Origin of the sequence: Nonomuraea cavernae (assembly GCF_014646355.1) — a bacterium.
Taxonomy (GTDB): domain Bacteria; phylum Actinomycetota; class Actinomycetes; order Streptosporangiales; family Streptosporangiaceae; genus Nonomuraea; species Nonomuraea cavernae.
On sequence record NZ_BMNH01000014.1, the window covers coordinates 149,185 to 171,269 of the forward strand.

The window sequence follows — 22,085 nt, forward strand, 5'->3', positions numbered from 1 at the left end:
TACGCTCGCCGCGTGGATGGTGCGGGCGGGATGACGCTCACCGCGCTCGACGGGCAGCGGTTCCGGTTCGACGCCGGGACGCTGTGCCTGGAGTTCCTGCTCACCGGCGCAATCGAGCCGGGCGAGCGGCTGCGCGAGCCCGCCGATTTCGTGGCCTGGATCGGCCGCTCCCGGCTGGACGTCGAAGGCGATGTGCTGGCCGGCCAGGGCGACCTCGTGGCCGCCGAGCGGCTGCGCGGCGCGATCCGGCACCTCGCCGAGCGGGCCGCCCGGCGAGAGGGCTACGACACCGCGGACCTCCGGGCGCTCAACGAGGCCGCGGCCGCGCCGCCGCCCGTGCCGGTGATCGGCGCCGCGCTGGAGCGCGGCTGGTCCTACCCCGTGACCGCGACGCAGTTCCTGTCGGCCGTGGCACGTGACGCCATCGAGCTGTTCAGCGGCCCCCTGGTCAGGCGGGTGCGGAGGTGCGCGGGGGAGCGTTGCCCCCTCCTCTTCCTTGACACCTCACGGCCGGGCAACCGCCGCTGGTGCTCGATGAGCCGCTGCGGCAACCGGCAGAAGCTCCGTACGAGACGCGCGTAGGCGCCGCTCCGGAGTGTCGTGCCGAACCTGCGTGTGGGCAGGTCCAGCCGACGACTTTGGCTATGCGTTGCCCGAAATGCGGGGGTGTGAAAAGCCCGAAACGCTGCCGAAACACCAGTACGGCGAGATTCACGAATGTGAAACACACCCGGTCGAGCCACGAAACGGCGGCCGAAGACGCTGTGCCCACACGTCACATGTAAGGAGGGTCGGCCGTGGAGATCGATACCGGCACGACTGCCTGGATGCTCACAGCCACCGCGTTGGTGTTGCTGATGACTCCGGGGCTCGCGTTGTTCTACGGGGGCATGACCAGGGCCAAGAGTGTCCTGAACATGATGATGATGTCGTTCGTCGCCATCATCACAGTGACCATCGCCTGGATGATCTACGGGCACTCGCTGGCCTTCAGCGAGAACCCGATGTCCTGGCTCAACAACGTCGTCGGAGGTTTTGAGCACCTCGGCTTGCAGAGCCTGGTGAACACGGCCACCGCGGACGACGGCAGCGGCATGCCCAGCCTGGTCTTCTCGGCCTTCCAGCTGACCTTCGCCATCATCACCGTCGCGCTGATCAGCGGCGCCATCGCGGACCGCGCGAAGTTCGGCGCCTGGGTCCTCTTCACCGTCGTCTGGGCCACCGTGGTCTACTTCCCGGTCGCGCACTGGGTCTGGGGCGGCGGCTGGCTCAACACGATGGGCATCGAGGACTTCGCCGGCGGCACCGTGGTGCACATCAACGCCGGTGCCGCGGCGCTCGCGCTGGCGCTCATCATCGGCAAGCGGCAGGGCTGGCGCAAGGAGCCGATGCGTCCGCACAACCTGACGCTGGTGCTGCTCGGCGCGGCCCTGCTGTGGTTCGGCTGGTTCGGCTTCAACGCGGGCTCCGAGCTCGTGGTCGACGGCATCGCCGGCCTCGCGTTCATGAACACCCAGATCTGCACCGCCGTCGCCGCCGGCGCCTGGCTCGTCACGGAGAAGCTCCGCGACGGCCACGCCACCAGCCTCGGTGTCGCCTCCGGCGCCGTCGCCGGTCTGGTCGCCATCACCCCCGCCTGTGGTTTCGTCGACCCCTGGGCGGCGGCCCTCATCGGCGTGATCGCGGGCGCGGCCTGCTCCTACGCCGTCGGGCTCAAGTACAAGCTCGGTTACGACGACTCGCTCGACGTGGTCGGCGTCCACCTGGTCGGTGGCGTCATCGGCGCCGTCGCCCTCGGTTTCGTCGCCGCCTACCCCGCCACGGACGCCCAGAGCGAGGGCCTGTTCTACGGCGGCGGCTTCGGCCAGCTCGGGTTGCAGGTGCTGGGGCCGATCGCGGTGGGCGGCTACTCGTTCGTCGTCACCTGGATCATCGGAAAGATCATCGACAAGACGATGGGCTTCCGGATCGCGGCCGAGGACGAGCAGACGGGCATCGACATCACCACGCACGCCGAGACCGGTTACGACCTCGGCACCGTTCACGCCTCCGGCGTGAGCAGCTCCAACGGACCGGTCACCACTGCAGCCAAGAAGGTGGACGCATGAGGCTCATCACGGCCGTCATCAAGCCCTTCAAACTCGATGATGTGAAGGCGGCCCTGGAACAGTTCGGCATCAAGGGGATGACCGTCAGCGAGGCCAGCGGCTACGGCCGGCAGCGCGGCCACACCGAGGTCTACCGCGGCGCCGAGTACCAGGTCGACCTGGTCCCCAAGGTCCGCGTCGAGGTGCTGATCGAAGAGGATGACGCCGAGGACGTGATCGACGTCATCGTCAAGGCGGCCCAGACCGGCAAGATCGGCGACGGCAAGGTCTGGTCCGTGCCCGTGGACACGGTCATCCGCGTCCGCACCGGAGAACGCGGTCCAGAGGCCCTGTGATGGATCCGCAGCGAAGCGAGGACATCCGTCACAGGGCGGGCGTCCGAGCGGAGCTCGGCAGGTTGTGCTGGATGGATCCGCAGCGAAGCGAGGACATCCGTCACAGGGCGGGCGTCCGAGCGGAGCTCGGCAGGTTGTGCTGGATGGATCCGCAGCGAAGCGAGGACACCCGCGACGGGGCGGGTGTCCGGGTGGAGCTCGGCGAGGAGATGTCTTGAGGGGTGAAGCCCGTTCGTATGCCGCGGCTCGCAAGGAGCGGGCCGCGGACACCGACCGCTGGCTCAAGGATCTCTTCCGCACGGCGAGCGACGGCGACCAGGTGTCCCTGGTCGCCGTCGGCAGCCTGGGCCGCGGTGAGCTCGCTCCGGGCAGTGACCTCGACCTGGTCCTGCTGCACAACGGCAGGCCGGACGTGGCCCGGATCGCCGAGCGCGTCTGGTATCCGATCTGGGACTCCGCCGTCGGTCTCGACCATTCGGTGCGGACCGTGGAACAGGCCGTGGTCGTCGCCCGCGACGACCTCAAGGCGGTGCTCGGCCTCATCCAGGCCAGGCACGTGGCCGGTGACCCCGAGCTGACCCGCAAGGCCAGGGAGGCGGTGCTCGCCGAATGGCGGGCCGACTCCCGGCGCCGGCTGGGCGAGCTGCGGGAGGCGGCCGAACACCGGGCGCAGGTCAGTGGCGAGCTGGCCTTCCTGCTCGAACCCGATCTGAAGGACGGCCGCGGCGGGCTGCGCGACCTGCAGGCCATGCAGGCGGTCGCGGCGGCCTGGGTCGCCTCCGCCCCGGGCCCCCGCGCCCGCGAGGCGTACGAGTTCATCCTGGACGTGCGGCACGCGCTGCACGTCGTCACCGCGCGCGGCGCGGACCGGCTCGTCCTGCAGGAGCAGGACGCGGTCGCGGGGCTGCTGGGCCTGCTCGACGCCGAGGCGCTGATGCGCCGGCTGGCCGAGGCGGGCCGGACGATCTCCCACGCCTTCGACACCACCTGGCGCACGGTTGACAGGCTGCTGTCAGGGCCGGCCCCGCGTGGCCGCCGCCCGCTGGCCGACGGAGTGGTGGAGCACGGGGGCGAGGTGGTGCTCGCCAGGGGCGCCGACCCTCGCAAGGACCCGCTGCTGGTGCTGCGCGCCGCCGCGGCGGCGGCCGAGTCGGGGCTGCCGCTCGCCCCGGCCACGGTGTCCGTCCTGGCCGCTCAGTCGCCCCCGATGCCGGTTCCGTGGCCTGACGAGGCCCGTGACTCGCTGGTGTCGATCCTCGGCGCCGGCCGGGCCGCCGTCCCCGTGTGGGAGGAACTCGACCAGGCCGGCATCCTTGTCAGACTCCTTCCTGACTGGGAGCGCGTACGGCACCGCCCGCAGCGCAATCCCATCCACCGCTTCACCGTCGACCGGCACCTGATCGAGGCCGCCGCCAACGCCGCGAGCCACACCCGCGAGGTCTCGCGCCCCGACCTGCTGCTGATCGCCGCGCTGCTGCACGACATCGGCAAGGGCTGGCCCGGTGACCATTCGGCGACGGGCGAGGTCGTGGTCCGCGACATCGCCACGCGCCTCGGCCTGCCCGGCCCCGACGTGGACGTGCTGGCCACCGTGGTGCGCCACCACCTGCTGCTGCCCGAGACGGCGACCCGCCGCGACCTGGACGACCCGGTGACGATCGAGAAGGTCGCGGGCACGGTGGGCTCGCGCGAGGCGCTCGACCTGCTGGCCGCGCTGGCGATCGCCGACGGTCACGCCACGGGCCCCGCCGCCTGGAACTCCTGGAAGGCCGGGCTGGTCGCCGATCTCGTGCGCCGGGTCAGGTCGGTCCTGTCAGGCTCGCCGCCGCCCAAGGCGCCCGTGCTGTCGGCCGAGCAGGCCGCGCTGGCCAGGCACGGCGGCGGCGCGGTCCGGGTGAACGGCGGAGCCGTCACGGTGGTGGCCCCCGACCGGGTGGGCCTGCTCTGGAGCGCCGCCGGCGTGCTGGCCGCGCACCGCCTGATCGTCCGCTCCGCCTCGGCCGCGTCCGCCGGCTCCACGGCGGTGATCGACTTCTCCGTCGTCCCCGAGTACGGCTCGCCGCCCGACCCCGCCACGCTCGAATCCGATCTCCGTCTCGTCCTTGCTGGGCGTCTTGACATCGAGCAGCGCCTGGCCCGCCGGACGCGGGCCGTCAGACCCCCGCGCGTGCCGGTGGCTCCACCCCGTGTGACCTTGGTGGACGACGCCTCCGCGACCGCCACCGTGATCGAGGTCAGGGTCCATGACAGGCCGGGACTCCTGTGGCGCATCGGACGGGCGTTCGGGGAGTGCGGTCTTGACGTGAGGGCTGCTCGCGTGGAGACTCTCGGCGCGGAGGCGGTGGACGTCTTCTATGTGGTAGATCGCGCCGGACGTCCCCTCAGCGACGACGCGCAGCGGAATCAGGTCCGCGATCTGGTGCTCGCGGCACTGCGCTGACCCGACGGCGCGAGGCGGTCACCTAGATAACAATTGTGCCCGATTTGCGTAGTAAGTCGGATGCTACGGATACCTTGTGGGGCGGACTTATGACCCGGAGTGATCGGGACGATTGAGGGGTAGCGGGAGCAGTGACTACGGGGAACTCCGACAGCGGCCACGCCGCGAGGCGAGACCGCGGACAGCGGCCCCTGCCCCGGCTGGGCCTGCGCAACTGGCGCGTGAGGTGGCGCCTCACGGCGCTCATCCTGGTCCCCACCGTTGTCGGCGTCGGGCTCGGGGGAGCCCGCGTGGTGGAGTCGGTCCAGAGCATCAACGACTACGACCGTACGGCCGTCGCCGCCGAGCAGGCCGGCCGGATCCGCGACCTGGTCGAGGCCGTCGGCCTGGAGCGTGACACGGGCGGCTGGCTGGACGCCGCCAAGCAGTTGAGCAAGAAGCTCGCCGACCCGTACGCCGAACGCAAGGCGCAGGTCGACGGCCTCGTCCAGGCCGTGCAGGCCGACCTGGCCACGATGGACGACTCCTACGGCCCCCGCGTGCTCGACGTCGTCAGGCGCGCCCACGCCGACCTCGGCAAGCTGGACAGCGTCCGCAAGGAGGGCCAGCGCGACACGACGCGCTACGACTCCCTGCTCGACACGCTGCTCCGCCTGCACGACGAGCTGAGCCTGCTCAGCGACGACTCGCAGATCATCGGGCAGTTCCGCGCCCTGAGCGCGCTGGCCCGCGCCAAGGAGCAGGTCTCCCGGCAGCGGGTGCAGCTGCTGAAGGGCTACTACAACTCCGCCAGCGTCGACGCCAAGGAGGTCGAGCGGTTCATCGCCGCCAACGCCGCCCAGCGCACCCAGATCGCCCTCGTCGGCCAGGAGGCGGGCGCGGAGGTCGGCATGGCGCTGCAGAAGGCGCTGACCCGGCAGGAGTACTACAACACCGAGCTCACCAAGTCGCGCGCGATCACCCTGGCCAGCGGCAAGGCGCCGGGCGTCAGGATCAGGCAGAACCTCCTCGCCGCCACCGGCCGCGACAAACCGGCTCCTGACCAGTGGTTCGACGACAACGCCACCACGATCGCCGCCCTCCGCTCGGTCGAGGAACCATTGAGCACGCAGGTGACCCTGCGCAGCCAGGACCTACGCGACGCCGAGATCCGTAATGCGATCATAGCGGGTACTTTGATCTTGGCGTTGCTTTTGCTGGTTCTGTTGCTCACCGTCGCCATCGCCCGCTCGATGGTCACGCCGCTGCGCCGCCTGCGCACCGAGGCCCTGGAGATCGCCGGCTTCCGCCTGCCCGACGTGGTCCGCAAGCTGCGCGTCTCGGGTGACGCCGCCACCGACGTCCGCCCGATCGACATCGAGGGCAACGACGAGATCGGCGAGGTGGCCAAGGCCTTCGACCAGGTCCACCGCCAGGCCGTACGGCTCGCCGGCGAGGAAGCCGAGCTGCGCGGCAACATCAGCTCGATGTTCGTCAACCTCTCGCGCCGCACCCAGACGCTGGTGGAGCGGCAGATCTCGCTGATCGACGGCCTGGAGAAGGGCGAGCAGGACGGCGCCCGGCTGTCCGACCTGTTCAAGCTCGACCACCTGGCCACCCGCATGCGCCGCAACTCCGAGAACCTCCTCGTCCTCGCCGGCCACGAACCGACCCGCAGGCGCAGCCAACCGGCCAAGCTGGTCGACGTGGTCCGGGCCGCGCTGTCGGAGGTCGAGGGCTACGAGCGCGTCCAGGTCAAGGTCCACCGGGGCACCTCGGTGCTCGGCAGCGCCGCCAACGACCTGGTCCACCTGGTGGCCGAGCTGGTCGAGAACGCCATCCAGTTCTCGCCCAGCAACGCGCAGGTCACGGTGACGAGCAGCTACGTCGAGGGCGGCGGCGCGCTGGTGTCGGTGAGCGACTCGGGCATCAGCATGACCGACGAGGAGCTGGCCGAGGCCAACCGCCGGCTGGCCGAGCCGCCCGTGGTCGACGTGTCGGTCTCCCGGCGCATGGGCCTGTTCGTGGTCGGCCGCCTGGCGTTGCGCCACGGCATCCGCGTCCAGCTCCGCAAGGGCGACGGCGCCGGCCTGATCGCCATGGTGCTGCTGCCCCCGGCGCTGATCGCCGACGGCACCCAGAAGCCGCTGCCGCAGCGCCCGGCGTTCGGCGGCGGCCACGCGCCGGCCCCCTCGGCCACCCCGCCGACCGGCGTGCCCGCCCGGAACGGCACCTTCCGCTCGTACGCCAGCTACGACTCCACCGAGGCCACCGGGCCGGGAGGGGTGCGCTACGGGATGCCGCCCTTCACGGCCGACACCGACGGCGGCGCGACGGGTGGGCGGCCTCGGCCGCACGACACGGGCGGCTACCCGTCCTACCCCAGCCCCGCCTATCCCAGCGTCGACCGTCCGGGCTCGCTCCCCTCCCGTCCTCCGGCCGGATCCGGTAATGGCGCGTTCCAGACGCCGCCTGCGGTCGGCCGGCCGTACAACAGCGACGATGTCCGCATGCCGGCGCCTCCTCCCTCGGTGAACGTCTCGCCGATGGAGCCGGAGCGGGAGGAATATCTGCCGATCTTCGCGGCGGTGGAGTCGGCCTGGTTCCGCAGGCCGCCGGAGGAGTCCGGTCAGGCGACACCGAACCGAGATGAGCCGATCGCCTCACAAGCCGTACCCTCTGGGGAGGAAGCGTGGCGAACCGCCGCTGACGCCGGATGGCGGGCGGCGGCCGCCGCGAGCGACCCGAGTCTCGGCGGCGTCACCGCCGCCGGGCTGCCCAAGCGCACCCCCAAGGCCAACCTGGTGCCCGGTACGGCAAGCCAGCCGGCCACGGGACCGGAGCGGCAATCGCAGCGACAAGCTCCGATTCCGCCGGTCTCAGCCGACCGGATCCGCAGCAGGATGGCCAGTTACCAGCAGGGCGTACGGCGGGGTCGCGCGGAAGTACGTGAACAGGAGGAACGAGAGTGAGTGAGCGTCCTGCCAGGGAGGGCGAGTGACAACGCTTAGCCATGAGGCGCATCGGTTCGACTGGCTGATCACCGACTTCGTGCGGAACACGCCCGGGGTAGCGCACGCGGTCGCCGTCTCCGCCGATGGTCTCTGCCTGGCGAGTTCCGAGGGCTTCCCGCCGGACCGGGCCGACCAGCTCGCCGCGGTCTCCGCGGGCCTGCTGAGCCTGACCGTGGGCGCCTCGCGCGTGTTCGAGGGTGGCTCCGTCACCCAGACCGTCGTCGAGATGCAGCGCGGGCTGCTCATCGTGATGGCGATCAGCGACGGCTCGGTGATCACCGTGCTGGCCTCGCCCGACTGCGACATGGGGTTGGTCGCCTATCAGATGACGCTTCTGGTCGACCGGGCAGGGCAGGCCCTGACCCCGGCACTCCGCGCGGAGCTGCAGGCAGCCAGGACGCGGTGAGGCAATGACACCTTTGGGAGCGGGTCGTGTACGGAAGTGACGGGATCGGGGACGACGAGCCCCTCTTCCGTCCGTACGCGGTGACCGGCGGCCGATCGGAGCCGCGCTATCACCTTGCGATGGAGACGCTGATCTCGTCCATGTCCATTCCGGACGACGAGATGGCCTTGCTCACCCCCGAGCAGGAGGCCATCATGCAACTCTGCCGCTCGATCCGGTCGGTCGCCGAGATCTCGGCCCTGCTCCGGGTCCCGCTGGGCGTGGCTCGGGTGCTCGTGGCGGACATGTCCGACGAAGGGCTTGTCCGTCTGCACCAGCCACGTCTCAGCCAGGGACAGCCAGACCTCAACATGCTCGAAAGGGTGCTCAGTGGACTTCGCAGGCTCTAGCCCCGGCCTCACCTCGACGAAGATCGTCGTGGCCGGTGGCTTCGGCGTGGGCAAGACGACGTTCGTGGGGGCGGTGTCCGAGATCCTCCCGCTCACCACGGAAGCGGTCATGACGGACGCGTCCGCGGGCATCGACGACCTCGGCCTGACCCCGCACAAGCAGACGACGACGGTGGCCATGGACTTCGGCCGCCTCTCGCTCGACCGCGACCTGATCCTCTACCTCTTCGGCACGCCGGGCCAGCATCGGTTCTGGTTCATGTGGGACGACCTGGTGCGCGGAGCCATCGGCGCGGTCGTGCTGCTCGACACGCGGCGGCTGGCCGACAGCTTCCCCGCGATCGACTACTTCGAGGAGGCCAAGCTGCCGTTCGTGGTCGGCATCAACGGCTGGGACGGGCAGTTCCCGCACACGGACCAGGATGTCCGCGAGGCGCTGGCGCTGTCGCCGAACGTGCCCATCGTCCGCACGGACGCGCGCAACCGCGAGTCGGTCAAATCGACGCTGATCTCGCTCGTCGAGCACGTCGTCCGGCTCCGGGCCACGCCGGTCTCCTAGCCTCGAAGGGCGGGACGGCCGCTCAGGTCGTGCCGCCGCGCCGGTCCACCAGGACCTGGATGCCGTCGAGGACGCGGCGCAGGCCGAACTCGAAGGCGTGCTCCGGGCTGTAGGAGCCGCCCAGGGCCTCGCCGGCCGCCTGGCCGACCCGGGCGGCCGTGGGGAAGCGGGACGCGTCGGCGATCCGGCCGAAGAACGGCGCGTGCGCGGCCCACCACTGCTCGTCGGTCATGCCGGTCTGGCTCTCGGCCTGCGACGCCTCCACCGCGCCTCTGGCCGTGCCGTGCACGAAGCCGGTGACCAGGGTGATCACCGAGTCCATCTCGACGTCCGTCAGCCCGATGCCGTCGACGGCCCGCAACTCGTAGTCGTACTTGGCGGTGACGTTCGGGCCCAGCACCGGACGGCTCGTCGCCACCTGCAGCAGCCACGGATGGCGCAGGTAGAGCGCCCAGTTCTCCCGGGCGATCAGCTCCAGCCGCTCCCGCCAGCCGCCCGGCACCTCCTCCGGCCTGGCGGTCTCGCCGTAGACGGTGTCGAGCATGACGTCGAGCAGCTCGGGCTTGCCCGGCACGTACGTGTAGAGCGACATCGTGCCCACCCCGAGCCGGTCGGCCACGCGGCGCATGGACAGGGCCTGGAGCCCCTCGGAGTCGGCCACCTCGATCGCCGCGCGCACGATCCGGTCGACGCTCAGGTCGGGCTTGCCCTTGCGGCTGGTCCGCTCACTGGTGCGCCAGAGCAGCGCGAGGCTGCGGGCGGGATCTCCCTTGCCGCTGTACTCGATCACTCTCGTACGGTACACAGTACGCTCCGGCCCTCCGGCCCCACCCCCGCGCCCACCCTGGGAAATGTCGGCTCAGAAGACCGTGAAATGTCGGTCGTGGTTCCGTGAAATGTCGGTAGAGGGGTCTGTGGAATGTCGGTACTAATCTCGTGAAGTGTCGGTTGGAAAGCCCGTAGGATGTCGGTTCAACAGGTTGGAGGCGTGGTGGACCTTGTATCCCGGCGGATCGCCGATCATGCGGTGGAGTCACTCGACTCGTTCAGAGTGGTGATCATCAACGGTCCTCGCCAGTCCGGCAAGACCACCCTGCTCCGGCAGCTCGAAGCCTGTCGCGGGGGCACCTATCTCACGCTCGACGACGGTGCTCTGCGCGCTGCCGCCCAGGCCGATCCAGGCGCGTTCATCGCCGATGGCCCCAAACCGATGATGATCGACGAGATCCAGCGTGGTGGAGACGATCTCGTACTGGCGATCAAGGCGGCGGTCGACCGTTCGGCGAGCCGTGGGCAGTTCGTTCTGGCGGGATCCACCAGGTTTCTGGCGACCCCGTCGCTGAGTGAGTCGCTGGCCGGCCGGGCCAGCGTGCTCGACGTGTGGCCGTTCGCCGAGCAGGAGCTCGCCGGGGGGAGCATGTCCTTTCTCAGCAAAGCCTTCGACGAGCCCGAGGCTCTCCGCACGCCGGGGGAGAGCGACTTCGGAAGGTCCGACTACTTCGAGCTCATCGCCAGGGGCAGCTACCCAGAGATCCTGACCATGAGGTCGGAGCGTGCCCGTGACCAGTGGTACGTCACCTATGTTCGGTCGATCATCGATACCGACATCCGAGAGATGGCGAAGATCGACGAGCCGAGCGGTCTCGGGCGGCTGCTGAGACTGCTGGCGGCATCCACCGCCCAGGAGCTCAACCTGGTCAAGGTGGGCAGCGACCTCGGGATCCACCGGACGACCGTCCAGCGCTATCTCGGGCTGCTGGAAACGGTCTTCCTGGTGCAGTCACTGCCTGCCTGGTCACGCAATCTGACCGCCCGCGCGGTGCGGCGCCCCAAGCTGCACCTCACGGACACCGGCCTCGCCGCTCACCTGCTCTCTGTCGACGCCGAAGGGTTGGCCGCCCGCGTCGCCCCTGCCCGCGGACCGCTCGTCGAGACGTTCATCGTCGGTGAGCTGTCCAAGCAGGCGACCTGGTCGCCGTTCCGGGTCGGCCTCTACCACTGGAGAGTCAGCCAGGGACCCGAGGTGGACCTGGTGATCGAGCGGACCAACGGCCGCGTGGTCGGCGTCGAGGCGAAGGCGACGGACGCGGTCGGTCTCGACGACTTCAAGGGGCTCGTCGCACTCAGGGACTCGCTCGGTGACGGGTTCGTGCACGGGTTCGTGTTTTACACCGGCAGGCGGTCGTTGTCGTTCGGAGACCGCCTGACGGCGTTGCCGCTCAGCGCTCTGTGGGATCGGTGAGGGCTCGGGCGTCGTGGCGGTAGAAGGGCGTGGGCTCGGGGGGCAGCGGGGTGTTGCCGAGGATGAGGTCGGCCGACTTCTCGGCCAGCATCATCACGGGGGCGTAGATGTTGCCGTTGGTGACGTACGGCATGACCGAGGCGTCGACGACGCGCAGGCTGTCGAGGCCGTGGACGCGCATGGTGGCGGGGTCCACCACCGACATCTCGTCCACGCCCATCTTGCAGGTGCAGGAGGGGTGCAGGGCGGTCTCGCCGTCCTTGGCCACCCAGGCGAGGATCTCCTCGTCGGTTTCGACGCCGGGGCCGGGTGACAGCTCGCCGCCGTCGAGCGCGGCCCAGGCGGGCTGGGAGAGGATCTCGCGGGTGAGCCGGATGGCCTCCACCCACTCGCGCCGGTCCTGCTCGGTGGACAGGTAGTTGAAGCGCAGGGCGGGCTTGTCGCGCGGGTCGGCCGACCGGACGCGGACCGAGCCGCGCGAGTCGGAGTACATCGGCCCGATGTGCACCTGGTAGCCGTGGCCGCCCGCGGGCGCCGAGCCGTCGTAACGGACCGCGATGGGCAGGAAGTGGTACATCAGGTTGGGGTAGGCCACGTCGTCGTTGGAGCGGATGAAGCCGCCCGCCTCGAAGTGGTTGGTGGCGCCCGGCCCGCGGCGGCGGAAGAGCCAGTCGGCGCCGATGAACGGCCGGCGCCACCAGGCCAGCGACGGCTGCTGCGACACGGGCTGGGTGCAGGCGTGCTGCACGTACACCTCCAGGTGGTCCTGGAGGTTGGCGCCCACGCCGGGGAGGTCGTGGACGACCGGGATCCCCAGGGGCGAGAGGAGCTCGCCGGGGCCCACGCCGGACAGTTGCAGCAGTTGCGGGGAGTTGATCGCGCCGCCGCACAGCACGACCTCGCCGGCCTCGATGCGCTCGCCGTCGCAGACGACGCCGACCGCCCGGGTGCCCGAGAAGACGATCTTCTCCACGAAGGCGCGGGTGCGGACCGTGAGGTTGCGGCGGTGCCGCACCGGGTGGAGGTAGGCGCGGGCGGCGCTCAGCCGGCGGCCGCGGTGCACGTTGCGGTCGAAGGCCGCGAAGCCCTCCTGCCGGAAGCCGTTGACGTCGTCGGTGAGCGGGTGGCCGGCCTGCTGGACGGCCTCGAAGAACGCCTCGAAGAGCGGACCGCGCGCGGGCCCGCGCTCCAGCTTGAGCGGGCCGTCGCCGCCCCGGTGGACCGAGCCGGGGTCGGCCAGGCAGCTCTCCATCTTCCTGAAGTACGGCAGGCAGTGCGCGTAGTCCCACTCGGCCATGCCCGGGTCGGCGGCCCAGCGTTCGTAGTCGAGCGGGTTGCCCCGCTGGAAGATCATGCCGTTGATGCTGCTCGACCCGCCGAGCACCTTGCCGCGGGCGTGGTAGACGCGCCGGCCGTTCATGTACGGCTCGGGCTCCGACTCGTACTTCCAGTCGTAGAAGCGGCTGCCGATGGGGAACATCAGCGCGGCCGGCATGTGGATGAAGACGTCCCACGGGTAGTCGGGCCGGCCCGCCTCCAGCACCAGCACCGAGACCGAGGGGTCGGCGCTCAGCCGGTTGGCCAGGGCGCAGCCGGCCGAGCCGCCGCCCACGATCACATAGTCGAAGCTCAACGCGGGATCCAGTCCTTCCACACGATCTTGTTCTCGTTCACCCAGCGCTCGGCCGCCTGCTCGGCGGTGAGCTTCCTGTTGATCATGTCGCTGGCCACCGCGTTCTGGTTCTCGTTCGTCCAGGAGAAGTTGCGGACCAGCTCGTACGCCCGCCCGCCGGTCCCGGCGAACTTCGCGCTCACGATCTTGTCGAGGAGGTACGGCGGGTAGTCGCAGGCGACCTTGGCCGCGTCGGCGTCGCAGCCGACGGCGTAGGAGGGCAGGTTGACCTTCACGAGTTTGACCTTGGTGAAGAGCCACTGCGGCTCGTAGAAGTACATCAGCAGTGGCGTTCTGTTCTTCGTCGCCGACTGCGCGGCCTTGATCAGAGCCGCTTCGCTGCCGGAGTAGACGACCTTGTAATTGAGGCCGAGGTTCTTGACGAGAGTCTCGTCATTTGTGACGAATGTCGGATCGCCGTCAAGGATCTGTCCGAAATTGCCGGAACGGGGAGTCCGAAAAAGGCTGGCGTACTTGTTCAGGTTTCTCCAGTCGGTGATGTCAGGATATTTCTTGACCATCCACTCCGGGACGTACCATCCGATCACCCCTTTGTTCCCGGTGAGCCCGGCGGAGAGCGCGACCTTCTTCTCCTCGATGTACTGCTTCTTCAGATCGGGATGACCCCAGTTCTCGACGATGACGTCGACCTTGCCCGTTTCGAAATCCCGCCAGGAATCGGCCTCCGTCATCTGGCGGGTCCGCACCTGGTAGCCCAGTTCGTGCTTCAGCAGATAGGCGAGCACGGCCGCCTGGGCCTCGTAGCCCGCCCAGGCGTGCACGTCGATGTTGACCGTGCCCTTCGCTCCGGGGCCGGGCGCGCTCTCCTCGCCGGAGCAGGCCGTCAGGAGCAGGACCGCCACCAGCGATCCCGCGAGTGTCTTGGTTCGCATGAGCGTCTCCGCGACCGTGACCCCGCCGGGCGGGGTCACGGCCAAGAGTCAGGGGGTCGGCGGGGTCGGCGGCGGCGTCGGCGGGGTCACTTGGGGATCCAGGCCTGCCACGTGGCCGTGTTGGCCTCGACCCACTTCTTGGCGGCCTGCTCGCCCGTCATGCCGTTGTTGGTCATGTCGTCGGCGACGGCGTTCTGGTCCTCGTTGGTCCAGCTGAAGTTCTTGACCAGCTCGTACGCCTTGCCGCCGGTCTGGGCGAACTTCGTGCTCACGATCTTGTCCAGGTCCATCTCGGCGTAGTCGCAGGCCACCTTCTTGGGGTCGGCGTCACAGCCCTCGGTGTACGGCGGCAGGTTGACGCGGACCAGTTCGGTCTTGCTGAACAGCCAGTGCGGGTCCCAGAAGTAGAACAGCAGCGGCTTCTGCTGCTCCTGCGCCTGCTGGGCGCCCTTGATCAGGGCGGCCTCGCTGCCCCCGGTGACGACCTTGAGGTCGAGCTTGAGGTTCTTGATCAGCGCGTCCTCGTTGCTGACGTACGACGGGTCGCCGAACAGCAGCTGGCCCTTGTCGCCCGACTCGGAGGTCTTGAACAGATGGGCGTACTTGTTGAGGTTCTTGTAGTCGGTGATGCCCGGGTGCTTGTCGGCCATCCACTTGGGGATGTACCAGCCGATGACCCCCTTGTTGCCGGTCGAGCCGGCGACCTGGGCGACCTTCTTCTCGTCGATGAACTTCTGCTTGAGGTCGGGGTGGCCCCAGTTCTCGATGATGACGTCGACGTCGCCGGTCTCGAAGCCCTCCCAGGCGAGCTGTTCCTTGATCTCGGGCAGTTCCACGGTGTAGCCGAGCTCGTTCTTCAGCAGGTAGGCGACCACGTTCGCGCTGGCCTCGTAGCCGACCCAGGGGTTGATCGCGATCTTCACGGTGCCGCCGGCCGACGCGCCGGAGCTCGCCTGGGGGGCGGCGGAGCCGGGCGTGTCCTCCACTTTGGCGCCGCCGCATCCGGCGGCGAGTCCAAGGACGAGCAGGCCTGCGAGCAGGCGAATCTTCATACCGAGTTCCTTTGGTGGGGTGAGGAGCGCCTGTCGGCGCCCTGCGTGATGCGGTCGAGCATGATGCCGAGCAGGACGATCGCCACGCCGGCGGCGAAGCCCATCCCGAAGTCGGTCCGCTGGGAGAAGCCGGACACCACGTCGTAACCCAGCGCGCCGCCCCCGACCAGCGCGCCGAGCACGACCATGGCGAGCGTCAGCACGATGCCCTGGTTGGCCGCCAGCAGGATCGCCTGGCGCGCCATCGGCAGCTGCACCTTGCGCAACAGCTGGCCCGGCGTGGATCCGGCGGACAGGGCCGCCTCGACCACCGGGTGCGGCACCGCCCGGATGCCCTGCTCGACCAGCCGGATCACCGGCGGCGCCGCGTAGATCACCGAGGCGAAGATCGCGGTGAACTTGGTCGGGCCGAACAGCGCGAGCGCGGGCAGCAGGTAGACGAACGACGGCATGGTCTGGGCCGCGTCGAGCAGCGGGCGCTGCACGGCGGAGTACCGTGCCGAGCGGGCCGCGGCCACGCCCAGCACCAGGCCGATCACCAGGACGGCCAGCACCGCGACGACGACCATGGTCAGCGTCACCATGCTGTGCTCCCAGAGCCCGAGCAGCGCGATCGCCAGCAGGCAGCCGAGCGCGGTGAGCGCCGGGCGGATCCCGCTCGACCACCAGGCCAGGAGCAGCACGGCCGCGGCGACCAGCCACCACGGCGCCGAGGTGAGCAGGCCCTGCAGCGGGTTCAGCAGCGCCTCGCTGGTCACGTTCTTGATCGCCTCGGTGGCGTCGTACCAGTTGACCTCGGCCCACCTGACCGCGTCGTTCACCGGGCCGCCCATCGGGAGCACCCACTGGCCGGGGAAGGCCGGCGGCAGCGCGTACGTCAGCGCCACGCCGCCCGCGACCAGCCCGGCGGCGACCGGCCACCGCCACCGGGCGGTGCGCTCGTGCGCGCGGCGGTGGGCGGCGGCCATCGTGGTGCGATCGAGGACCACGGCCATGACCACGATGGCCAGGCCGGCGGGGAGCATGATGCCGACGTTCTGGCGGGACAGGCCGCGGATGATGTCGGAGCCGAGACCGGGCGCGGAGATCAGGTTGGCGATCACCACCATGGACAGCGCCATCATGATGGTCTGGTTGACCGCCAGCGTCATCGTCGACCGGGCCAGCGGCAGATGCACCTTGCGCAGCGTCTGCCAGGAGGTCGCGCCGAGCGACGCCGACGCCTCGACGGCCACGGGGGAGACCTGCTCGATGGCCAGCGCGGTGATGCGGATGGCGGGCGGGATCGCGTAGATCATGGTGGCGATGGCCCCGGCCGGCGCGCCGATCTGGAAGAACAGCACCATCGGCGCCAGGTAGGCGAACGTCGGCATGATCTGCATGATGTCCAGCACCGGGTTGAGCGCCCGGCGCAGCCGCGGCGAGCGCCCGGCCCAGACGCCCAGCGGCAGGCCGATCACCAGCGACAGCAGCACCGCGGTGCCGACCAGGGCCAGCGTGTCGACGCTCGACTCCCAGACGCCGAGCACGCCGAAGCTGGCGAAGCCCGCCGCTCCGAGCAGCCCGATCCGCCAGCCGCCCGCCAGCCAGCCGAGCCCGGCCATCAGGCCGATCAGGCCCGGCCAGCCAAGCCCGTGCAGCGCGCTCTGGAGCGCGACGAAGATCGCGCCGACGAACAGCCGGATGTAGTTGATGAAGTACAGGAAGACCGGGCTGGCGTTCTTGTTGTCGTCGACCCATTCGCGCAGGTCGGTGATCGCCAGGAACTGCGGGGCGTCGTCGTCGTGCGGGAGCGTTCCCGCCCCCCGGAAGACCAGGTAGCCGGCGACGAACAGGACCGCGATGCCCGCGGGCGCCGCCCAGCCGGGCACCCTGAGCCCGGAGCGGGTCCCGACTGCCGTGGCGCTCATGTCGTCGCCTGTACGGCCTGCTGGTCGGTGTCCTGTCCGGACAGGAACGTGAGGAGGTCCACCCGGTCCACGACGCCGGCCGGCTCGCCCTCGTCGACGACCCTGATGGGGCGGGACGTGGCCGAGGCGACGGCGACGGCGTCCTTGATGACCGTCGACGCCGGCAGCTCGGGGCCGTCGAGCGGTTCGCCGGGCTCGGGCGGGCGGCAGATCCAGCGGAGCGTCAGCACGTGGCTGCGGGGCACGTCGCGGACGAAGTCGGCCACGTAGTCGTCGGCCGGCGCGCCCACCAGCTCCTCCGGTGTGCCGAGCTGCACGATCGAGCCCGCCCGCATGATCGCGATGCGCTCGCCCAGCTTGAGCGCCTCGGACAGGTCGTGGGTGATGAACACCATCGTCTTGCCGACCTCGCGGTGCAGCCGGATCACCTCGGCCTGCATGTCGCGGCGGATCAGCGGGTCGAGCGCGCTGAACGGCTCGTCGAACAGCATGACCTCCGGGTCCACCGCCAGCGCGCGGGCCAGGCCGACGCGCTGCTGCATGCCGCCGGAGAGCTGGTCGGGGTAGGCGTCGGCGTGGCCGTCGAGGCCGACCAGCGACAGGATCTCCCCGGCGCGGGCGTGCCTGGCGGCCCTGCCCACGCCCTGGATCTCCAGGCCGTAGCCGACGTTGTCGATCACCCGCCGGTGGGGGAGCAGGCCGAAGTGCTGGAACACCATGCTGACCCGGTGGCGCCGCAGGTCGCGTAACCGTGCCGGGGAGGCCTGGCCGACGTCCTCGCCGCCGATCCGGATCACGCCCGCGCTCGGCTCGATCAGCCGGGTGAGGCAGCGGACGAGCGTGGACTTACCACTGCCCGACAGGCCCATCACGACGAACACCTCGCCGGGCCGGACGGTGAAGCTCACGTCTCTGACGGCGGCGGTGCATCCGGTCTTCTCCCTGAGCGCGGCCGGCTCCAGGAACCTGTCGTCGCACCTGAGCACCTTCTCCGCCGTGGGGCCGAAGATCTTCCAAAGCCCCTCGACTTCGATGGCCGTACTGTCGGGAGAAACCCCCACACCCGCCTCCTTGTTGACGGGGCTCAACATATGTCGTAGATAACGCGAATCTCAACGCTGTGACCTTCCGGAGACCGTCGCGCTCCTTCCGTGTTATATGTCTGGAACGTGACAATCACCCATTTATGGACACTTAAGGCGTGAAGGGTGCTTTTTAGCTAGGGATCGGCTAGAAAAGGGGCTCCAGGTTCCCGGCTCATGCGTCACACTGAACGACTTTTGTCGCGTTATGGTCGCTTGGCCGACCTGGTACGAATGTGTTCCAATTACCCGCACCTGCTGGATTTCCCCACAGGTCTCAGGACCTTCAATACGCCGATTCGGGGCGAGAGGTTTGCGTTCGGTGAGTACACAGTTGGGTGTGAGGCAGGCGGACGAAGGGAACTGGCGCCTGCGCAACTGGCGCGTCCGGGCACGGCTCGTCGCCCTCATCCTGGTGCCGACCGCCGCCGCCGTGCTGCTCGGCGGTGTCCAGGTGGTCGTGTCCACGGGGGCCGCCGCCGACTACGCCCGCACCAATCAGCTCGCCCAGCTGTCCGAACAGGTCGGCGAGCTCACCCACCTCGCCTCCGGTGAGCGCGCCAGGACCTCGTGGTTCATCGCCCAGGGCCGCCCCGAGGACGAACTGCCCGAGGTGCGCGGCCAGATGGCGCACGTGGACGAGATCGTCAAGCAGGTACGCGGCAGCGCGACGCAGCTCCAGGGCGCCGTGACCGGCCGCACCGCCGACCAGATCGAGGCCATGCTCAGCCGCCTCGACGACCTGAAGGGGCTGCGCCAGCAGGCGATCGAGGCGGACCTGCTGCCCGGTCCCGCCGTCGAGCTCTACACGATCATCATCGGCGACCTGCTCAACATCCACAACGAGCTGATCAAGGGCAGCCAGGACGACGAGCTCTTCCGCCAGACCCGCATGCTCGACGCGCTCGCCCGCGCCAAGGAGAGCGTCTCCCTCCAGCAGGCGCTGGTCACGACGGTCCTGGTCGAGGGCAGGTTCGACCAGGAGCAGCTGAAGCGCTTCCTCGGCGAGCTCTCGCGCGAGAGCAACGAGCGCAAGCGCTTCGCCGCCGAGGCCACCGCCGACGAGCGCCGCCTCTTCGACGAGACCGTCAACGGCCGGCCCGCCGACCGCATGCTGTTCCTGCGCGAGCTGGTGCTGATCAGGGCCACCGCCGGGCTGCCGCTGCGCGGACTCGACCTGACCCGCGACGAGACCGGGGCCAGGCGCGACGACGCCACCGAATGGTTCGAGGCGGCCGACGTCGTGGCCGACGCCATGCGCGTGGTCGAGGAACGCCAGGCCACCGGCATCCTGACCCGTAGCGAGTCGCTCAGCTCCGCCGAGCAGGCCCGCGCCTACGTGGTCGCCGGCGCCGTGCTGGCGCTGCTCGTGGCCGTGCTGCTGATCACCACGGGCGTGGCCAGGTCGCTGGTCCGGCCGCTGCGCCGGCTGCGCGGCGAGGCGCTGGAGATCGCCGGGCAGCGGCTGCCCGAGTTCGTGCAGCGGGTGCGGGAGGCGCGTGACGGCTCGGTCGACGTCGAGGTGCCGCCCATCGGCGTCTTCTCCAAGGACGAGGTGGGCGAGGTCGCCCGCGCCTTCGACGAGGTGCACCGCGAAGCCGTACGGCTGGCCGGCGACGAGGCGCGGCTGCGCTCGAACGTCAACTCGATGTTCGTCAACCTGTCGCGGCGCAGCCAGACGCTGGTCGAGCGGCAGCTGACGCTGATCGAGCGGCTGGAGCGCGGCGAGCGCGACGACACCCGCCTCGGCGACCTGTTCAAGCTCGACCACCTGGCCACCCGCATGCGCCGCAACAGCGAGAACCTGCTGGTCCTGGCCGGCCAGGAGGCGGCCCGCCGGTGGAGCGAGCCGATCGAGCTGATGGACGTGGTGCGCGCGGCGCTCGGCGAGGTCGAGAGCTACGACCGGGTCAGCCTCCAGGTCCAGTCCGAGGTCGCGATCGCCGGTCAGGCGGTGACCGACGTGGTGCACCTGCTGGCCGAGCTGGTCGAGAACGCCGTCTCGTTCTCCTCCCGCGACACCAAGGTCACCATCTCCAGCAGCAGGATCAACGGCGGCGGACTGATGATCTCCGTCACCGACAACGGCCTCGGCATGAGTCCGGAGGAACTCACCGAGGCCAACTGGCGGCTGGCGCATCCACCCGTGGTGGACGTCTCGGTCTCGCGGCGGATGGGCCTGTTCGTGGTCGGCCGGCTGGCCCTGCGCCACAGCATCAGGGTGCAGCTGCGCCGCCAGGACATCGGCGGGCTGACGGCGATGGTGCTGGTGCCCGAGACGCTGCTCGCGCCCCTGCCGGGCCAGTCGCCCGGTCAGCCGGGCGTCCAGGAGCCGGCCCCGCTCGCCCGGATCCCGGCGCAGCAGGCCGGACCCGGGCACGCGCCGCCGGTCCACGCGCCACCCGCGCCCGTGCCGCCCATGCCGCCCGTGCCCGCCTCCGGCGCCTCGTTCACCGACACGCCGTCGATGCCCGGCCAGGGCCATCCCTCGTACGACATCCCGCAGCCCCAGCCGTCGTCCTGGTTCACCTCGGACCACACGCACTCGGCCGAGATACCGCGGCCCGACTCCGCGATCCCGCCTCCCGCCGAGCCGGAGCCGGACGAGTTCCTGCCGATCTACGCCTCCGTCGACTCCAGCAGCTGGTTCACCAAGGCGTCCGTCACCCGGGAGCCCGGTCAGGAGGCCGGTCAGGAGCCCGGTCAGGAGCCCGCCCAGGACAGGCGCGAGGAGACGTGGTCGTCGCCGGCCGACGACGGCTGGCAGGCGGCGGGAGCGGTCAGCCGGCCCATGCGGAGCGGCACCACCGCCTCCGGGCTGCCCAAGCGCACGCCCCGGGCCAATCTGGTGCCGGGCGCCGCCTCGCCGCCGGCCGCGCCCATGCCCCAGCCCCCGATCTCGCCGGACCGGCTGCGCAGCCGGCTCGCCGGCTACCAGCAGGGCGTCCGGAAAGGCCGTTCAGAGCTGGAGGAGGACGCTTGACCCTGGTCGAACGCGCCGGGCAGGTGCTCACGCCCGCCGTGCGAGCCGAGCTCTCGGCCGCGCGCCCCTGGTGATGGGAGTGAACGTTGGCATCGTGGCATGACGGCGAGCCGGAGCAGGAGCGAAGCTCTCTGGTCCGGATGTACGCCGTCACCGGCGGCCGGACGGCGCCGAGGACCGGGCTCGCCATGGAGGCGCTCGTCTCCTCGGCCACGTCGGCTCAGCTCGGAATGACGTACACGCGGGAGTATCGTGCGATCAGCGAACTGTGCCGCCAGGTGAGGTCGGTGGCGGAGGTGTCGGCGTTGCTGGCCATCCCGCTGGGAGTGGCGAGGGTGCTGGTCGCGGACATGGAGGCGGAAGGGCTGGTCAGGGTCTACCAGCCACAGCTAGAGGCGGGGCTGCCGGACAGGCGCCTGCTCGAAAGGGTGCTCAGTGGACTTCGCAGGCTCTAGCTCGGGCCTCACCTCGACGAAGATCGTCGTCGCGGGTGGGTTCGGTGTCGGGAAGACGACGTTCGTGGGAGCGGTGTCCGAGATCATGCCGCTGACCACGGAGGCGGTGATGACGGACGCGTCGTCGGGCATCGACGACCTGGCGCACACGCCGGGCAAGACGACCACGACGGTCGCGATGGACTTCGGGCGGATGGCGCTCGACCGTGATCTGCTCCTCTACCTGTTCGGGACCCCGGGCCAGCACCGGTTCTGGTTCATGTGGGACGACCTGGTGCGCGGCGCGATCGGGGCCGTGGTGCTGGTCGACTCGCGGCGGCTGGCCGACAGCTTCCCGGCGATCGACTACTTCGAGGACGCCAAGCTGCCGTTCGTGGTCGGCCTCAACGGGTGGGACGGCCACTTCCCGCACATGGAGAACGAGGTGCGCGAGGCGCTCACCCTCTCTCCCCACGTGCCCGTGGTGCGCACCGACGCCCGCGCCCGCGAGGCGGTCAAGCACACGCTCATCGCGCTGGTGGAGCACGCCATGACCGTCCGCGCGCACTGACCGGCCGTCCCCGCAC

19 protein-coding genes are annotated in these 22,085 nt (G+C 70.2%); 13 read left to right on the forward strand and 6 right to left on the reverse strand.

Going from position 1 to position 22,085, the window contains the following annotated elements; translation table 11 throughout:
- The first annotated feature begins 12 nt into the window (after positions 1–12).
- The 9 genes from IEY82_RS22655 to IEY82_RS22695 all read left to right on the forward strand — a co-directional run bounded on the left by IEY82_RS22655 (position 13) and on the right by IEY82_RS22695 (position 9,230).
- Positions 13–582 (forward strand): CGNR zinc finger domain-containing protein, encoded by a 570-nt coding sequence (locus IEY82_RS22655; protein WP_225263492.1) that lies wholly within the window; start codon positions 13–15, stop codon positions 580–582.
- 215 nt (positions 583–797) lie between these two features.
- On the forward strand, positions 798–2,108 hold the full coding sequence (locus IEY82_RS22660) for an ammonium transporter (RefSeq protein ID WP_189126197.1): 1,311 nt from the start codon (positions 798–800) through the stop codon (positions 2,106–2,108).
- Complete coding sequence (locus tag IEY82_RS22665; protein WP_189126198.1) at positions 2,105–2,443, forward strand: P-II family nitrogen regulator; 339 nt, start codon at positions 2,105–2,107, stop codon at positions 2,441–2,443. The genes IEY82_RS22660 and IEY82_RS22665 overlap by 4 nt, the downstream gene beginning before the upstream one ends.
- Positions 2,444–2,514: 71 nt before the next feature.
- Complete coding sequence (locus IEY82_RS22670; protein ID WP_189126199.1) at positions 2,515–2,661, forward strand: hypothetical protein; 147 nt, start codon at positions 2,515–2,517, stop codon at positions 2,659–2,661.
- The gene (locus IEY82_RS22675) at positions 2,658–4,883 is read left to right on the forward strand and encodes a [protein-PII] uridylyltransferase (RefSeq protein ID WP_189126200.1); all 2,226 of its coding nucleotides are present in this window, start codon (positions 2,658–2,660) and stop codon (positions 4,881–4,883) included. Before IEY82_RS22670 ends, IEY82_RS22675 begins: the two co-directional genes overlap by 4 nt.
- Positions 4,884–5,104: 221 nt before the next feature.
- Entirely contained in the window at positions 5,105–7,834 is a 2,730-nt protein-coding gene (locus IEY82_RS22680; protein WP_189126201.1) for a sensor histidine kinase, read from the forward strand.
- A gap of 25 nt (positions 7,835–7,859) precedes the next feature.
- Complete coding sequence (locus IEY82_RS22685; protein ID WP_189126202.1) at positions 7,860–8,282, forward strand: roadblock/LC7 domain-containing protein; 423 nt, start codon at positions 7,860–7,862, stop codon at positions 8,280–8,282.
- Positions 8,283–8,308: 26 nt separating this feature from the next.
- Entirely contained in the window at positions 8,309–8,671 is a 363-nt protein-coding gene (locus IEY82_RS22690) for a DUF742 domain-containing protein (RefSeq protein ID WP_189126203.1), read from the forward strand.
- Positions 8,652–9,230: a GTP-binding protein gene (locus IEY82_RS22695; protein ID WP_189126204.1), complete on the forward strand. Its 579-nt coding sequence runs from the start codon at positions 8,652–8,654 to the stop codon at positions 9,228–9,230. The genes IEY82_RS22690 and IEY82_RS22695 overlap by 20 nt, the downstream gene beginning before the upstream one ends.
- A 22-nt stretch (positions 9,231–9,252) precedes the next feature.
- On the opposite strand, the gene IEY82_RS22700 is transcribed toward IEY82_RS22695, so the two are convergent.
- Positions 9,253–10,017, reverse strand: a complete 765-nt coding sequence (locus tag IEY82_RS22700; RefSeq protein WP_189126241.1) for a TetR/AcrR family transcriptional regulator — start codon at positions 10,015–10,017, stop codon at positions 9,253–9,255.
- A gap of 204 nt (positions 10,018–10,221) precedes the next feature.
- Here IEY82_RS22700 and IEY82_RS22705 point away from each other — a divergent pair, with 204 nt between their 5' ends.
- Positions 10,222–11,472 carry an ATP-binding protein gene (locus IEY82_RS22705; RefSeq protein ID WP_225263490.1) on the forward strand — a complete coding sequence of 417 codons (1,251 nt, stop codon included), beginning with the start codon at positions 10,222–10,224 and terminating at the stop codon, positions 11,470–11,472.
- Here the strand turns inward: IEY82_RS22705 and betA are convergent.
- The 5 genes from betA to IEY82_RS22730 all read right to left on the reverse strand — a co-directional run bounded on the left by betA (position 11,450) and on the right by IEY82_RS22730 (position 18,090).
- A complete protein-coding gene (gene betA / locus IEY82_RS22710; RefSeq protein WP_225263488.1) occupies positions 11,450–13,105 on the reverse strand; it encodes a choline dehydrogenase in 1,656 nt (551 codons plus the stop codon). The genes IEY82_RS22705 and betA overlap by 23 nt on opposite strands.
- Positions 13,102–14,037 carry an ABC transporter substrate-binding protein gene (locus IEY82_RS22715; protein ID WP_189126206.1) on the reverse strand — a complete coding sequence of 312 codons (936 nt, stop codon included), beginning with the start codon at positions 14,035–14,037 and terminating at the stop codon, positions 13,102–13,104. The genes betA and IEY82_RS22715 overlap by 4 nt, the downstream gene beginning before the upstream one ends.
- Positions 14,038–14,123: 86 nt before the next feature.
- Positions 14,124–15,089, reverse strand: coding sequence for an ABC transporter substrate-binding protein (locus IEY82_RS22720; RefSeq protein WP_189126207.1), 966 nt, complete (start codon positions 15,087–15,089; stop codon positions 14,124–14,126).
- On the reverse strand, positions 15,086–16,999 hold the full coding sequence (locus IEY82_RS22725; RefSeq protein ID WP_189126208.1) for an ABC transporter permease: 1,914 nt from the start codon (positions 16,997–16,999) through the stop codon (positions 15,086–15,088). The genes IEY82_RS22720 and IEY82_RS22725 overlap by 4 nt, the downstream gene beginning before the upstream one ends.
- Positions 16,996–18,090: a quaternary amine ABC transporter ATP-binding protein gene (locus IEY82_RS22730; protein WP_189126209.1), complete on the reverse strand. Its 1,095-nt coding sequence runs from the start codon at positions 18,088–18,090 to the stop codon at positions 16,996–16,998. The genes IEY82_RS22725 and IEY82_RS22730 overlap by 4 nt, the downstream gene beginning before the upstream one ends.
- 331 nt (positions 18,091–18,421) lie before the next feature.
- Between IEY82_RS22730 and IEY82_RS22735 the strand changes: the two genes are divergently transcribed.
- The 3 genes from IEY82_RS22735 to IEY82_RS22745 all read left to right on the forward strand — a co-directional run bounded on the left by IEY82_RS22735 (position 18,422) and on the right by IEY82_RS22745 (position 22,069).
- Complete coding sequence (locus IEY82_RS22735) at positions 18,422–21,064, forward strand: sensor histidine kinase (RefSeq protein ID WP_225263484.1); 2,643 nt, start codon at positions 18,422–18,424, stop codon at positions 21,062–21,064.
- 140 nt (positions 21,065–21,204) lie between these two features.
- Positions 21,205–21,519 (forward strand): DUF742 domain-containing protein, encoded by a 315-nt coding sequence (locus tag IEY82_RS22740; RefSeq protein WP_372459741.1) that lies wholly within the window; start codon positions 21,205–21,207, stop codon positions 21,517–21,519.
- The gene (locus IEY82_RS22745) at positions 21,500–22,069 is read left to right on the forward strand and encodes a GTP-binding protein (RefSeq protein WP_189126212.1); all 570 of its coding nucleotides are present in this window, start codon (positions 21,500–21,502) and stop codon (positions 22,067–22,069) included. The genes IEY82_RS22740 and IEY82_RS22745 overlap by 20 nt, the downstream gene beginning before the upstream one ends.
- Positions 22,070–22,085: the final 16 nt, after the last annotated feature.

Coding starts and splice junctions, on each gene's coding strand:
- IEY82_RS22665 (WP_189126198.1), top strand. CDS start 2,105: ATGAGGCTCATCACGGCCGTCATCAAGCCCTTCAAACTCGATGATGTG.
- IEY82_RS22670 (WP_189126199.1), top strand. CDS start 2,515: ATGGATCCGCAGCGAAGCGAGGACATCCGTCACAGGGCGGGCGTCCGA.
- IEY82_RS22715 (WP_189126206.1), bottom strand. CDS start 14,037: ATGCGAACCAAGACACTCGCGGGATCGCTGGTGGCGGTCCTGCTCCTG.
- IEY82_RS22720 (WP_189126207.1), bottom strand. CDS start 15,089: ATGAAGATTCGCCTGCTCGCAGGCCTGCTCGTCCTTGGACTCGCCGCC.
- IEY82_RS22725 (WP_189126208.1), bottom strand. CDS start 16,999: ATGAGCGCCACGGCAGTCGGGACCCGCTCCGGGCTCAGGGTGCCCGGC.
- IEY82_RS22730 (WP_189126209.1), bottom strand. CDS start 18,090: ATGTTGAGCCCCGTCAACAAGGAGGCGGGTGTGGGGGTTTCTCCCGAC.
- IEY82_RS22740 (WP_372459741.1), top strand. CDS start 21,205: ATGTACGCCGTCACCGGCGGCCGGACGGCGCCGAGGACCGGGCTCGCC.